Annotated in this window: 12 protein-coding genes; 3 read left to right on the forward strand and 9 right to left on the reverse strand. The window is 73.2% G+C overall.

Annotated elements, in window-relative coordinates; translation table 11 throughout:
• Positions 1 to 46: 46 nt before the first annotated feature.
• Complete coding sequence (locus OHA65_RS13985; protein WP_371643556.1) at positions 47 to 1,528, reverse strand: M28 family metallopeptidase; 1,482 nt, start codon at positions 1,526 to 1,528, stop codon at positions 47 to 49.
• Positions 1,529 to 1,778: 250 nt separating this feature from the next.
• Here OHA65_RS13985 and OHA65_RS13990 point away from each other — a divergent pair, with 250 nt between their 5' ends.
• Entirely contained in the window at positions 1,779 to 2,807 is a 1,029-nt protein-coding gene (locus OHA65_RS13990; protein ID WP_327283454.1) for an aspartate-semialdehyde dehydrogenase, read from the forward strand.
• Between the two features lie 96 nt (positions 2,808 to 2,903).
• On the opposite strand, the gene OHA65_RS13995 is transcribed toward OHA65_RS13990, so the two are convergent.
• Entirely contained in the window at positions 2,904 to 3,428 is a 525-nt protein-coding gene (locus OHA65_RS13995) for a DUF1203 domain-containing protein (RefSeq protein WP_405756101.1), read from the reverse strand.
• Between the two features lie 140 nt (positions 3,429 to 3,568).
• On the opposite strand from OHA65_RS13995, the gene pepN reads away from it, so the two are divergent.
• Positions 3,569 to 6,154: an aminopeptidase N gene (pepN, locus tag OHA65_RS14000; RefSeq protein ID WP_371643559.1), complete on the forward strand. Its 2,586-nt coding sequence runs from the start codon at positions 3,569 to 3,571 to the stop codon at positions 6,152 to 6,154.
• A 443-nt stretch (positions 6,155 to 6,597) separates the two neighbouring features.
• Here the strand turns inward: pepN and OHA65_RS14005 are convergent, their stop codons facing one another.
• The 4 genes from OHA65_RS14005 to OHA65_RS14020 all read right to left on the reverse strand — a co-directional run bounded on the left by OHA65_RS14005 (position 6,598) and on the right by OHA65_RS14020 (position 10,792).
• Positions 6,598 to 7,497, reverse strand: coding sequence for a LysR family transcriptional regulator (locus OHA65_RS14005; protein WP_327283457.1), 900 nt, complete (start codon positions 7,495 to 7,497; stop codon positions 6,598 to 6,600).
• Between the two features lie 10 nt (positions 7,498 to 7,507).
• Positions 7,508 to 8,434, reverse strand: coding sequence for a DMT family transporter (locus OHA65_RS14010; protein ID WP_371643562.1), 927 nt, complete (start codon positions 8,432 to 8,434; stop codon positions 7,508 to 7,510).
• 38 nt (positions 8,435 to 8,472) lie between these two features.
• Positions 8,473 to 9,414: an EamA family transporter gene (locus tag OHA65_RS14015; protein WP_327283459.1), complete on the reverse strand. Its 942-nt coding sequence runs from the start codon at positions 9,412 to 9,414 to the stop codon at positions 8,473 to 8,475.
• Positions 9,415 to 9,493: 79 nt separating this feature from the next.
• Positions 9,494 to 10,792: an MFS transporter gene (locus OHA65_RS14020; protein WP_327283460.1), complete on the reverse strand. Its 1,299-nt coding sequence runs from the start codon at positions 10,790 to 10,792 to the stop codon at positions 9,494 to 9,496.
• A 126-nt stretch (positions 10,793 to 10,918) separates the two neighbouring features.
• On the opposite strand from OHA65_RS14020, the gene OHA65_RS14025 reads away from it, so the two are divergent.
• Positions 10,919 to 11,413, forward strand: a complete 495-nt coding sequence (locus OHA65_RS14025) for a MarR family transcriptional regulator (protein ID WP_327283461.1) — start codon at positions 10,919 to 10,921, stop codon at positions 11,411 to 11,413.
• Positions 11,414 to 11,564: 151 nt separating this feature from the next.
• On the opposite strand, the gene OHA65_RS14030 is transcribed toward OHA65_RS14025, so the two are convergent.
• From OHA65_RS14030 to OHA65_RS14040, 3 genes are read right to left on the reverse strand one after another with little or no spacing between them, the layout of a single operon-like run.
• Positions 11,565 to 11,804, reverse strand: coding sequence for a hypothetical protein (locus OHA65_RS14030; protein WP_327283462.1), 240 nt, complete (start codon positions 11,802 to 11,804; stop codon positions 11,565 to 11,567).
• A 20-nt stretch (positions 11,805 to 11,824) separates the two neighbouring features.
• A complete protein-coding gene (locus OHA65_RS14035; RefSeq protein ID WP_405761942.1) occupies positions 11,825 to 13,900 on the reverse strand; it encodes a 4-alpha-glucanotransferase in 2,076 nt (691 codons plus the stop codon).
• 22 nt (positions 13,901 to 13,922) lie between these two features.
• Positions 13,923 to 14,216: a hypothetical protein gene (locus tag OHA65_RS14040; RefSeq protein WP_327283464.1), complete on the reverse strand. Its 294-nt coding sequence runs from the start codon at positions 14,214 to 14,216 to the stop codon at positions 13,923 to 13,925.
• Positions 14,217 to 14,265 lie beyond the last annotated feature (49 nt).

Genomic DNA, 14,265 nt, shown 5'->3' on the forward strand with positions numbered 1-14,265 from the left:
AGCACCGCCCCTTCGGGCTTTTTCCCCCGGGCCCGGGTCCGCCCGGCTACCTGCCCAGCGAACTCAGGTCCTGGGCGTACGTGCCGACCGTGTGAGCGATGACGTCCAGGTTGGTGTCGAAGGCCTTCAGGTCCAGGTTCTCCAGGGTGTCGCCCGCACCGTGGTAGTTCGGGTCGTACGGGGCCCCGGCCGTGCCGCCGTACCGCCGGGCCTGCTCGGCGCTCTTGACGCCCTCGGCTCCGGTGAAGGTGCCGCCGGCCGGGATGCCGTTCGCGATGAACGGGCCGTAGTCGGAGCGGCCGTCGAAGTCGCTGCCCTCGTGCGGCTTGCCCTTCCCGTCGAGGAAGCCGTTGATGAGCGCCTCGATCTGCGCCGAGCCGGCCGGGCCCGCGCCCTCGCCGGTCTTGTCCGAGTCATCGCCGTCGTAGACGAACTGCACCGGGTTCGGCGAGGCGATCATGTCGAAGTTCAGGTAGAGCGCGATGTCCTCCTTCTGTTTCGCGGACAGCTGCGCCACGTAGTGTTCGGACCCCAGCAGGCCGAGCTCCTCCGCCGACCACCAGGCGAAGCGGACCTTGTTGGCGGGCCCCTTCCCCTTCTTGTTCGCGCCCTTCCCGGCGAGCTTGAGGGCCACCTCCAGCAGGCCGGCGGAGCCGGACCCGTTGTCGTTGATGCCCGGGCCCTCCGGCACCGAGTCCAGGTGGGCGCCGACCGTGACGACGCGGTCGGCGCGGCCGCCCCTGGTTTCGGCGATCACATTGCGGGTGGTCCTCTTCACGTGCTCCTGGTCGAGGTCCAGGCGTACGGTCACCTCGCCGCCGCCAGCGGCCGCGGCCAGCGCCTCGCCGTCGGCGAGGCTGATCCCCGCACTCGGGACGATCCCCTCGGCGGGCGAGGAGAACCCGCCCCGGACCGGGGTGGTGCCGCTGTGGTTGTAGACGATCACGCCGGCCGCACCCGCGGCGGCGGCCGCCCTCTGCTTCTCCACGAAGGTGCAGGCACCCCGCTTGACCAGGGCGATCTTCCCGGTGAAGGCTCCCGCCGGATAGTCGGCGGCGTCGCAGCCCGGGGTCTCGTCGACCCGGGCGAGCGCGATGGGGGCGGTCAGGCCGCCGGCCGGCGTCGACGTGGTGAAGGTGAAGGCCGCGGTGGCCAGCTCGCGCGGGGCCGCCCCGAGGACGGTGGTCCGCTCCGTCTTCGTGTGCGCCTCGTGGATGTCGAAGTCCTGGTACGAGACCCGGTACCCGGCCTTCTCCAGCGTGTCGTGGACGTACGCCACCGAGGCGGCGTGGCCGGGCGTGCCGGCGGCGCGGTTGCCGCCGTTGGCCTCGGCGATCTGCTGGAACTTCGCCAGGTGGCGGTGGGCGCCGCGGGCGGTGACCTGTGCCACCAGCTCCTCGGCCAGCCCGCCCTCGCGCGGGTGCGCGGCCGCCGGGGCGGCGGCCAGCAGGACGGGTGCGGCGACGGCGGCGGCCGCGAGGGCGGCGAGCGCCGGTATGGACCGGCGGCGGTGGCGGATGGCGCGCACGGTGGTACTCCCCGAGTTCGGTGTGCGGAACGCACGTCCGGATACCGGACGCGACTGATCGGACCGTAACCGGCTACCACCAGGCAAAACGGGCGTTCGGCAGGGGTGCAACACGGCCGCCACGAACGTGTCACGAGGGTTCACATCGGGGACACCGTCCGTTCCTCGGACAATGGATTGGACAAGCCTCGTGGGGTCGAACGCATGATGGCTCCACGCGCCCGCGTCGTACGTACCAAAAGGAGTCACCGTGAGGGTCGGAATCGTCGGAGCCACCGGACAGGTCGGCGGAGTCATGCGCGGCATCCTCGCCGAGCGCAAGTTCCCGGTGGACGAGCTGCGGCTGTTCGCCTCGGCCCGTTCCGCGGGCTCGACCCTCGCATGGGAGGGCAAGGAGATCACCATCGAGGACGCCTCCACGGCCGACTACTCCGGCCTGGACATCGTGCTCTTCTCCGCGGGCGGCTCGACGTCCAAGGCCCTCGCCGAGAAGGTCGCCTCCCAGGGCGCCGTCGTGATCGACAACTCCTCCGCGTGGCGCCGCGACCCCGAGGTGCCGCTGGTCGTCTCCGAGGTCAACCCGCACGCGATCAAGAACCGCCCCAAGGGCATCATCGCGAACCCGAACTGCACCACCATGGCCGCGATGCCCGTGCTGCGCCCGCTGCACGAGGAGGCCGGCCTGACGGCGCTGGTCGCCACCACCTACCAGGCCGTGTCCGGTTCCGGCCTGGCCGGTGTCGCCGAGCTCAAGGGCCAGGCCTGCGCGGTCGCCGAGGCCGCCGACCAGCTCACCTTCGACGGCGGCGCGGTGGACTTCCCGGAGCCGGCCGTCTACAAGCGCCCGATCGCTTACAACGTGGTCCCGCTCGCGGGCAACCTGGTCGACGACGGCTCCTTCGAGACCGACGAGGAGCAGAAGCTCCGCAACGAGTCCCGCAAGATCCTGGAGATCCCGGAGCTCAAGGTGTCCGGCACCTGCGTGCGCGTACCGGTCTTCTCCGGCCACTCCCTCCAGGTCAATGCCCGCTTCACGAACCCGATCAGCGTGGAGCGCGCGTACGAGCTGCTGAAGGACGCCCCCGGCGTCGAGCTCTCGGAGATCCCGACCCCCCTCCAGGCGGCGGGCAAGGACGCCTCGTACGTGGGCCGCATCCGCGTCGACGAGACCGTCGAGAACGGCCTCGCGCTGTTCCTCTCGAACGACAACCTCCGCAAGGGCGCGGCGCTGAACGCGGTCCAGATCGCGGAGCTCGTCGCGGAGGAGCTCCGCGGCTGAGCCCGCGACCACGGCGAAGGGGCGGCACCCACGGGTGCCGCCCCTTCGCCGTGGTCGCGCCGTGTTCGCGCCGGGGCCGCACCGGGGCCGCGCCGGTCAGTACGGCCTGCGGACCTCGAACAGGAAACAGCCGAACTCGGTGGCGCGGACGTGCACCAGAGCGACGTTCGGGTCGGCGAAGGCCTCCGTCAGGGCCTCCTCCAGCGAAGCGTCCGGCTCCTCGCCGAGGGAGAGCGCGCGGCCTCCGAGGATGCGCCCCCCTCCGTCGTAGCGGCGCAGCGTGCGCAGGGCCCCGGGCTGGGCGAAGGGGTGGCCGTGGGTCCGGGCCGGGCCGCCGCAGTCGGCGGCGTGGACGAACACCGGGCCCTGCTCGTCGTAGGCGCCCGGGTCGGCGCCGGTCTCGGCCGCCCAGCGGCGCAGCGGCGCGTAGGAGACGAGTGCGATCCGCTCCCCGGGGCGGCTGCGGCGCAGGCAGCAGCGCAGCGGGGCGCCGCCCTCGGGGTCCTCGTAGGGCAGGCAGGGCCGGCCCGCGTCGTCGCGGATCCGCAGGGCGGCGAGGGTGTCGGGGGCGACGGGGCGTACTGCGTGGAGCGCCGGTCGGGGCGCCGGGTGCGTGGTCATGCCGACCAGCGTGCGCGCCCGGACCGGCTGAAGCTGGCGGAAATCGGACGTCGCGTTTCGCCCGTGGATTACTCCGCCCACCTGGTCGGCCCCGCGTGGAAGGATGGCCGGGCAACGTCACCATCAAAGGAGATGACCGCGTGCCTGGCACGAATCTCACCCGTGAAGAGGCTCAGCAGCGGGCGAAGCTGCTCACCGTCGACTCGTACGAGGTCGAACTCGATCTCAGCGGTGCGCAGGAGGGCGGCACGTACCCCTCCGTGACCACCGTGCGGTTCCGGTCCGCCGAGGCCGACGCCGAGACCTTCATCGACCTGGTCGCGCCCGCCGTGCACGAGGTCGTCCTGAACGGCACGGCGCTGGACGTGGCCGAGGCCTTCAAGGACTCGCGCATCGCGCTGAAGGACCTGGCGGCCGGCGCCAACGAGCTCCGCGTCGTCGCGGACTGCGCCTACACCAACACGGGCGAGGGCCTGCACCGCTTCGTCGACCCGGTCGACCAGCAGGCCTACCTGTACACCCAGTTCGAGGTGCCGGACGCGCGGCGCGTGTTCGCCAGCTTCGAGCAGCCCGACCTGAAGGCAACGTTCCAGTTCACCGTGACGGCCCCCGAGGGCTGGACGGTCATCTCGAACTCCCCGACGCCGGAGGCCGCGGACGTCAAGGACAACGTCTGGCGCTTCGAGCCGACGCCGCGCATCTCCACGTACATCACGGCGCTGATCGTCGGCCCGTACCACGCGGTGCACAGCTCGTACGAGGGCCCGAACGGCCAGTCGGTGCCGCTCGGCATCTACTGCCGGCCGTCGCTCGCCGAGTTCCTGGACTCCGACGCGATCTTCGACGTCACGCGCCAGGGCTTCGACTGGTTCCAGGAGAAGTTCGCGTACGACTACCCGTTCGCCAAGTACGACCAGCTCTTCGTCCCCGAGTTCAACGCGGGTGCGATGGAGAACGCGGGCGCGGTCACCATCCGCGACCAGTACGTCTTCCGCTCCAAGGTGACGGACGCGTCGTACGAGGTGCGCGCGGAGACGATCCTCCACGAGCTGGCGCACATGTGGTTCGGCGACCTGGTCACCATGGAGTGGTGGAACGACCTGTGGCTGAACGAGTCGTTCGCCACCTACACCTCGATCGCCTGCCAGGCCTACGCGGAGGGCTCGAAGTGGCCGCACGCGTGGACCAGCTTCGCCAACTCCATGAAGACCTGGGCGTACCGGCAGGACCAGCTGCCGTCCACGCACCCGATCATGGCCGACATCCGTGACCTGGACGACGTCCTGGTCAACTTCGACGGCATCACGTACGCCAAGGGCGCCTCGGTGCTCAAGCAGCTCGTGGCCTACGTCGGCATGGAAGCCTTCTTCAAGGGCGTGCAGGCGTACTTCAAGGCGCACGCGTTCGGCAACACGCGCCTGTCGGACCTGCTGGGCGCCCTGGAGGAGACCTCGGGCCGCGACCTGACCGCGTGGTCGAAGGCGTGGCTGGAGACGGCCGGCATCAACATCCTGCGCCCCGCCATCGAGACGGACGCGGACGGGAACATCACCGCGTTCGCGGTCCGCCAGGAGGCCCCGGCACTGCCCGCCGGAGCCAAGGGCGAGCCCACGCTGCGCCCGCACCGGATCGCGATCGGCCTGTACGACCTGGACGGCGACAAGCTCGTCCGTACGGACCGGATCGAGCTGGACATCGACGGCGACCTGACCGCGGTGCCGGAGCTGGTCGGCCGCCCCCGGCCGGCCGTCGTGCTGCTGAACGACGACGACCTGTCGTACGCCAAGGTCCGCCTGGACGAGGTCTCCCTCGCCAACGTCACCGCGCACCTCGGCGACTTCACGGAATCCCTGCCGCGCGCACTGTGCTGGGCCTCGGCGTGGGACATGACCCGCGACGGCGAACTGGCCACGCGCGACTACCTCGCCCTCGTCCTGGCCGGCATCGGCAAGGAGTCGGACATCGGCGTCGTCCAGTCGCTGCACCGGCAGGTGAAGCTGGCCGTCGACCTGTACGCCGACCCGGCGTGGCGGGAGCAGGGCCTGGCGGCCTGGACCGAGGCCACGCTGCAGCACCTGCGCGGCGCCGAGCCGGGCAGCGACCACCAGCTGGCGTGGGCCCGCGCCTTCGCGGCCACCGCCCGCACCGAGGGACAGCTGACCTACCTGGCCGCGCTGCTGGACGGGGCGGCCGAGATCGAGGGCCTGGTCGTGGACACCGAGCTGCGGTGGGCGTTCCTGGAGCGCCTCGTCGCCACCGGTGTCCTGGCCGAGACGGCCATCGCGGCGGAGCTGGAGCGCGACCGGACGGCGGCGGGCGAGCGCCACGCGGCCACGGCGCGGGCCGCGCGTCCGACGGCGGAGGCCAAGGCCGAGGCGTGGGCCTCGGTGGTGGAGTCCGCGGACCTGCCCAACGCCGTGCAGGAAGCGGTGATCGGCGGCTTCGTCCAGACCGACCAGCGCGAGCTGCTGGCCCCCTACACCGAGAAGTACTTCGCGGTGGTCAAGGGGATCTGGGACGACCGCAGCCACGAGATCGCCCAGCAGATCGCGGTGGGCCTCTACCCGTCGCTCCAGGTCTCCCCGGAGACCCTCGCGGCGACGGACGCCTGGCTGGCCTCGGCCGAGCCGAACGCGGCCCTGCGCCGGCTGGTTTCGGAGTCCCGGTCGGGCGTGGAGCGCGCCCTGAAGGCCCAGGCCGCGGACGCGGCGGCAGCCTCCGCCTGACGCCCCGCCCGGCTGCCCCGGCCCACCGGACCCTTCCGGCGGCGCCGGGGCACCGCACACGTCCGGCGCCGACGCGGGTCGGGGCAAAGCCGGGTACCCGGCTTTGCCCGGGGCCCGACGGAAACCCGGAGCCCGACGGAGCCCGGAGCCCGGCAGAACCCGGGGTGCCCGGCGAAGCCCGGGGAAGCCTGGGGTACTCGGCAGCCGATCCAGGGGCCCGGCGAAGCCCGGAGCCCGACGAAGCCCGGGGCCCGGGGCCCAGCGGAACCCGGGGTGCCCAGCGGAACCCGGGGTGCCCGGCGAAGCCCGACGAAGCCCGGGGAATCCGACCAAGCCGGTGAACCCGGAGGCCGGCCCGGGCTTTGTGTCTGGTGCGGCCGGGCGGGTTCGGAGTCGGTCTCGGAGAGGACGACGGCGCCGCGCAGCGGGGCCTCAGGGCCCGGTCAGCGAGCGGCAGCGGCCTGGCGGAGGGCCGCCAGGGCGTGGGCCACCGCCGGCGCCGATTCCGATCCCCGGCGGGTGGCCGCGATGACGTGCCGCGTGGGGCGGTCGCGGGTCAGGACCCGCACCGTCACCCCCGAGGCCCGGCTCGACACCATGCGCGGCACCAGCGCCACGCCCATCCCCGCCTCGACCATCGCGAGGATCGCGGTCCACCCGGCCGCCGCGTGCGCCTGTTCCGGCACGAACCCCGCGGCCTCGCACGCCGTCCGCGCGATCTCCTGCCACGGCCCGCTGCCCCCGTAGATCCACGGGTCCCCCGACAGGTCCGCCAGCCGCAGCTCGGCCGCGCCCGCCAGCGGATGCCCCGGCGGCAGGGCCACGTCGAGGGGGTCCTCCAGCAGCACCATGCGGGTGAACCGCGGGTCCCGGGCGGTCGGGGCGTGCGCCGCCAGCGAGAGGGCGAGGTCGACCGCGCCGGCCGACAGCAGTTCGTACGACTCCGCCGCCTCGGTCTCCCGTACCCGTACCTCCACCCCCGGGTGGCTGCGCCGCAGCGCCGCCACCGCCGGGACCACCAGCACCGGCACGGCCGTGGAGAACGCCCCGATCCGGACCTCCCCCGCGTCCCCGACCAGGTACCCGGCCAGTTCGGCGTCCGCCCGCTCCAGCTGCGCGAACACCGCCTCGGCGTGCCGCAGTACGAGGTGTGCGGCATCCGTGAGCCGGACCCGGCGCCCCTGCGCCTCCAGCAGCGGCACCCCCAACTGCCGTGCGAGATTGGTCAGCTGCTGCGAAACGGCCGAGGGCGTCATGTGCAGCGCCTCGGCCGTCGCGGTCACGGTCCCCCGGTCGGCCAGGGTCCGCAGGATCCGCAGCTTCTTGATGTCCCACTCGGTCATGGGACCGAACCTACCGCCGGGCCCCCAGGCTCACGCCGCCCAGGATCAGCGCCATGCACAGCAGCTGCGCCGGGCCCGTCCGCTCGCCCAGCAGCAGGAGGCCGAGGCCGGCGACGCACACCGGCTGAAGGTAGTAGACGACTCCCGACCGGGCAGCGCCGATCAGCGAGACGGCCTTGTTCCAGGCGAAGAAGGCGACCGCGGAGGACATGACGCCGACGTACAGCAGCATGCCGGCGGTGCCCGCGGTGACCTCGAACCCGCCCTGGACGGTGACGGACACGGCGTAGGCGGGGGCGAGCATCAGCGCGCCGAGCACGAAGGTGGTGATCAGGAAGGCCAGTCCGCCGAGCTCGGCGGGCTTGCGCTTGAGGAGCGCGCTGTACGTGGCGAACGACAGGGCGGCGGCGAACATCCACAGGTCGCCGGCCCCGAAGTCGAAGCCGAGCGAGCCGTCCCCGACGAGCAGCAGGACCCCGAACGCGGCGAGGAGCAGTCCGAAGGTGCGCCGGGCGCCGAGCCGTTCGCCGCCGAGCCGGGCGTAGAGCGCCATGATCACAGGCGACGCGGCCATGATCATGCCCATGTTGGAGGCGGAGGTGGTCAGTCCGGCCTGGTGCACGAGCGTGTTGTACAGGGCGACACCGAACAGCGAGGCGAGGGCGACGAAGCCGAAGTGCTTGCGGATCAGCGCCCGCTGCTGCCAGGCCTGGCGGGCCGCGAAGGGGGCGACGGCGAGGGTGGCGATGATCCAGCGCCAGAACACGGCCTGGACGGGCGGGACGGTGTCGGCCATTCCCCGGGTGGCGACGAAGCTGCCGGACCAGACGACCGTGGCCACCAGGGCGAGCAGGACGCCGAGTCCGGCGGACCCCTTCGCGGCCTGGCTGCCGGGCTGGTGCTGCGTAACGGTACGGACCCTGTCCATGACGGCCACGGTGTGTTCTCCCCCTCGGGTGTCGGTCTGAAGTGGGTCTACCGTCGCACTTCGTCACCCGTCAGGTCCATCGAAACATTTCGATCATTCTCTTCAGTAGAACTGAACGGTTCTGCGGGGGCGGGGGTCCGGGCGGCGAACAGCTGGCCGGCGACGGTGGCCCCGAAGGCGATCGCCATGCCCATCAGCTGTACGGGCGACAGGGCCTGCCCGAGGGCCGCCCAACCGATGACGGCGGCGGTGAGCGGGGAGAGCGGGCCGAGCAGGGTGACCGAGGTGGCGGTGAGGCTGCCGATGCCGCGGAACCAGAGCCAGTACGCGATGCCGGTGTTGATCAGCATCATGTAGCCGTAGCCGAGGAAGGCCTTGCCGTCGAGCGCGGGCGGCGCTCCCTCGATCAGGGCCGCGACGGGGATGATGACCAGCCCGCCCGCGGTGAGCTGCCAGCCGGTGACGGCCAGCGGGCCGACCGCCTCGGGACGCCCCCAGCGCTTGGTCATGACCGTGCCGGCGGCCATGGAGGCGGAGGAGACGACACCGGCGACGATCCCGACGAGGTCCAGCCGGGCCGCGGAGGTCAGGACGACCATGCTCACGCCGAACGCCCCCACGACGGCGGCGAGTACGGTCCGCAGCCGGGCCCGCTCCCCCAGGACGAGGGCGGCGAGTCCGACGACGAACAGCGGGCCCGCGGAGCCGAGGACGGCCGCCACGCCGCCGGGCAGCCGGTACGCGGACAGGAACAGCAGGGGGAAGAAGGCGCCGATGTTGAGCGTGCCGAGGACGGCGGACTTCCACCACCAGGCGCCGGTCGGGAGTCTGCGGGCCAGGGCCGTGAGCAGCAGTCCGGCGGGCAGGGCCCGCATCACCCCGGTGAACAGGGGCCGGTCGGGCGGGAGCAGTTCGGTGGCCACGGCGTAGGTCGAGCCCCAGGAGATCGGGGCGAGGGCGGTCAGGGCGACGGTGGCGAAGCGCTTCATGGCGGGTGACTCCTCGGGCGGGTGAGGAACGCGGGACGGAAGGGGAGGGCGGGAACCAGGGCCGGTCCGGCCGGGCGGCTCAGACCGCCGGGGCCGACACCGGGGCCGGGACCGACACCGGGTCCGACACCGGGGCCGGGGTCCGCGGCGCCGAGGCGGCCGTCACGACCGACGGCTGCGGGTACACGGCCTCGACGGGCAGCCGGCGCTCCAGCCGGACCAGCGCCAGGGCGGCGCCGGCCGCGGCGACGGCGAGGACGGCCCAGGGCAGGCGGCCGTCGACGGCGAGCAGGGCGGTGAAGAGGGAGGGGGCCAGGGCGGTGGCCAGCGAGTAGGACACCTGGTAGGTGGCCAGGTAGCGGCCGCGCACGGCTTCCGGGGCGGCGGAGACCGACAGGGCCCCGCCGGACGGGCTGTGCACCAGCTCGCCGAGGGTGTAGACGACGACGATGACCAGCAGGGCGATCAGGGTGGCGGTCTGCCCGGGGCGCAGGGTGCCGAGCACGATCTGGCCGACGAAGGCGGCGGCGAAGAGCAGTGCGCCGAGCGCGGCCGAGCGGGTGCGGCGGGCTCCGGAGCGGCGGACCCGGCCCGCGACGAGCACTCCGATCCCGGCGCACAGGGCGGTGTTGAGGGTGAAGGCGGCTCCGGTGAGGGAGTCGGGCCCGTGCAGCCAGGTGGCGATGTAGAGCGGGAAGAGTACGGACAGGGCCGCGTAGCCCAGTGCGGTCAGGAAGTTGGCGGCGGTCAGGGCGAGGAAGGGGCGGTCGCGCAGGACCATCCGGTAGCCGGCGGCCGGCCGCTTGGCGGAGGCCGTCAGGGCGTCGCGCACCGGGCGGACCCGGCGGACGAGCAGTCCGGCGAGCGCGAAGGCCAGCGCGTTGCCCCAGACGGTGTACGTGAAGGCGGCGGTCCCCCACAGCGCCAGCACTCCGGAGACGATCAGGGCTCCGGCGCCCATCCCGGCGTTCTGCAGGGCGCGCAGGGAGGCCTGGAGCCGGTCCCGGTCGGCGCCGCGCGCCACCTCGCCGATCAGGGACTGCTGGACGACGGGGAAGGACCGGTCGGCCAGGGCGGTGACGAGGGCGACGGCGGCGAAGGCGGGCAGTGAGCCGGCGAAGGGGTAGAGCGCGAAGCCGAGCGCCCGGACCGCGTAGAGGGCGAGGACGATCCGCTTGGCGCCGAACCGGTCGACGGCGGAGCCGGCCAGCGGCAGGAACGCCAGTCCGGCGAGGCCGGTGACGGTCAGGACCAGGCCGACGAGGGCGAAGGAGAGGCCGGTGACGTGGTGGAAGAAGACGAGCGAGAACGGGACGTACATGCCGGTCCCGACCGCGCTGACCCCGGCACCGACGAGCAGGGACCGTTCCCCCGCCACCCTTGATTCCTTGGCCGTGGCCATCGTTCCCCCCAAGTAGATTGATAGAAAGTAGCTTACCCCTAAGCTACTTTCCGTCAAGCAACTTTCTTGCGATCTACTGGAGGAACACTCGATACTGCGCTCATGACCGAGGCCAACAAGGACGCCGTCGACGCGATCATCGACCAGTGGCACGCAGTGCGACCGGATCTGGAAACCGCCCCCATGGCGGTCTTCGGCCGCATCTACCGGATCGCCCGGAGCATGGGGGACGCGATGGATCGGGCCTACGCCCGCTACGGGATCTCGCGCGGCGAGTTCGACGTCGTCGCCACATTGCGGCGCTCCGGCGCCCCGTACACGCTCTCACCGCGCCAGCTGTCGGCCACGCTCATGCTCACGACGGGCGGCATGACCGGGCGCCTGGACAAGCTGGAGAAGGCCGGGTTGCTCTCCCGCAGGCCCGATCCGCACGACCGCCGCGGGCTACAGGTGACGATCACCGACCGGGGGCTCGCACTCATCGACGAGGCCGTCGCCGCCGGGCTGGAGGTGCAGCGCGCCGCGCTCACCGGGCTCGACGACGAGGAGGTCGCCGCTCTGACCGGCCTGCTGCGCAAGCTGCTGGCTGGGGTCTAGGACGGACCCCGGGGCGCTCCGCGGGCCCCTGACGGGCGACGGAAACGCACAACGGAGCGCCGGAGGTCCGCACCGGAGCCGGAAGGCATCGGCGTGCGGACCCCCGGCGCCCCGGAAGTCTGTTGTGTGCTGCCCCGCGGGGTCAGCCCGTTCAGCCGGTGGGCTGCTGCTTGCGCGTCTTGTCGGTGACGATCACGAGGCCCGCGATGATCAGGAACAGCGCGATCGGCGTGAAAACGTACAGGCCGAGGGTCTGGGCGATGCTCAGGCCCGGGCCCGGGTCGTCGCCGTCGTCGCGGGTCACCGCGAGGGCCGGAGACGTCATCAGCAGCATCATCAGCGTCGATCCGGCCGTGACGGCGCCGGCGCGCAGAGCGTTCTTCTTGTCCACGGTGCAAACGTAGCGAACACCTAAACGCGGCGCGCGCCCGGGGGTGCCGTACGGGCACTCACCCCCTCCCGCACCGCTCCCAGCAGGGCGTTCGCCCGGGGGGAGGCGGCTAGCGCCTCCAGGGTCAGCGGCCGCCCCGCCGGGTCGGCCACCGGCAGCCGCCAATTGGGGTACTGGTCCCAGGTCCCCGGCAGGTTCTGCGGACGCCGGTCCCCCACCGCGTCGGGCAGCCATACGCCGACCAGGCTGGCGGGGGTGCGCAGCAGGAAGCCGTACAGGGCCCGTACGGCGGCCTCCTCGCCCTTGGTGTCCAGACCGAGCCGCTCCAGTACGTCCAGCCACTGCGCGGTGTCCGCGGCGTCCTCGGTCTGCTCCTGCTCCACGGGGCGGGTCAGAAGGCCGAGCCGGTCGCGCAGTTCCACGTGGGCGCCGGCCAGTTTGGCGGCGGTGGGCGGCAGGTCGTGGGTGGTGGCGGTGGCCAGGCAGCCGGCCCGCCACGCCTCGGGTGCGAGCGGCTGTCCGTCGCCCGCCCAGTCCCGTTCGAACCACAGCACGGAGGTGCCGAGCACCCCTCGCCGGGCCAGCGCCCGACGGACCCGCGGCTCCACCGTCCCGAGGTCCTCGCCGATCACGAGGGCCCCGGCCCGGTGGGCCTCCAGCACCAGGACCGCGAGCATCGCCTCGCCGTCGTACGAGACGTACGTGCCCTCGGCGGGCGGCGCCCCCTCCGGGATCCACCAGAGCCGGAACAGGCCCATGACGTGGTCGATCCGCAGGGCCCCGGCGTAGCGGAACACCCCGCGCAACAGGTCCCGGAACGGCGCGTATCCGTCGTCGGCGAGCCGGTCGGGCCGCCACGGCGGCAGGCTCCAGTCCTGGCCGCGCGCGTTGAACGCGTCGGGCGGGGCGCCGACGCTGACGGCCGTCGCATAGAGGGACGGGCTGGAGGTGTCGGAGCCCTTCGGGTGCACCCCGACGGCCAGGTCGTGCACGATGCCGACCGCCATCCCGGCCTCGCGGGCGGCCAGCTGGGCCGCACTGAGCTGGGTGTCCGTCAGCCAGACCAGCCAGCGGTGGAAGTCGGCCCCGGCTCTCGGGTCGTCGCCGGCGTGCTCGGCGCACCACGTGGCGTGCCGGTCCAGCTCCGTTCCCTGTTCGGCGCGGAACACCTGGTAGGCGGCCTCCCGTTCCTGCGTGCGGGGGACCGCGTACAGCAGCTCCAGGGCGGCGCGCTTGAGGGCCCAGACGGCGTCCCGGTCGATCAGTGCGCCCTTCTCCAGGACCTCGCGGCGCAGTTCCCCGCCCCGGGCGGCGAGTTCGGCGAGGGCGTCGGAGTCCGGGCAGTCGGCGTACTCGGGGACGTCCTCGATCCGCAGGTGCACCGGGTCGGGGAAGCGGCGCGAGGAGGGCCGGTACGGGGAGGGGTCGGTCGGGGTCCCCGGCACGGCCGCGTGCAGCGGGTTGACCTGGATGAAGCCGACGCCGTGGGTGCGGCCGGCCCAGCTGGCGAGCGCGGCCAGGTCACCGAGGTCTCCCATGCCCCAGGACTGTTCGGAGAGCAGGGAGTACAGCTGGACGAGCAGTCCGTGGGCCCGCTCGGGCGCGGCGGGGGCCCGCTCCGGGGCGATGATCAAGGTGGCGGCCCCGGTGCGACCGTCGGGGGCCTCGGCGATGAGCCGGTGCACACCGAGCGGCGGCACCCGGCCCGGTTCCGGTTCCGGGGCCGGAACCGGGCCGGGGTCCGGGTCCTGGGCCGGGTCCCGGGCGGGCTCCCCGCCGGAGTCCTCGCCCGGCAGCCAGCCTCCGGCCTCGTCGCCCTCCAGCCGGATCCGCGTCCCTGCCGGCAGCGCGGTGAGCTCGGAGGGCGGCAGCGACCCGGCCCACCACACCAGCACGGGCGGCAACAGCCGCTGCGCCGCCTCGCGGTCGGCGTCGGCCAGGTGCCCCCGCACGGCCTGCGGGGTGTCGCAGTCCACGCCCAGCTCCCGCAGCACGGCGGCCACGGTGGCCTCCGGGACCCGGACCGTGACGTCCTCGGCGGGCTGGTAGGTGGTGGCGACGCCGTGCAGGGCCGCGAGCCGGGCGAGGTCGTCCATGTGAATACCCGTGTCCTTGTGTCTAGTCGCCTGCGGCGGCGGCCGCGGCGGGCGTGGTCGGTTCGCTCGTCAGCGGGGCCTCGTCGGTGAGCGGGGGCTCGCTGGTCAGCGGCGCGTGTGCGGAACCGGCGAGCGGGGGCTCGCTGGTCAGGGGCCCTTCGGCGGGCCCGGCCTGCGCGGGCAGGTGGGCGAGCGGCGGGGCGGCGGGGGCGGTTCGGGTGCCGGGTGCGGTGTTCACGGCGGTTGCTCCTTCTTCCGTAAGGGGTGCTGAGGGTGGGTCAGGGCCATGGAACACCGCCGGGAACAACGCAGCCATACCCCGTGGGCAGCGGTGCATTCCTGGCGTATCCAGGTCAGAACACCCG

This window comes from Streptomyces sp. NBC_00045, from assembly GCF_045041095.1.
GTDB lineage: Bacteria > Actinomycetota > Actinomycetes > Streptomycetales > Streptomycetaceae > Streptomyces.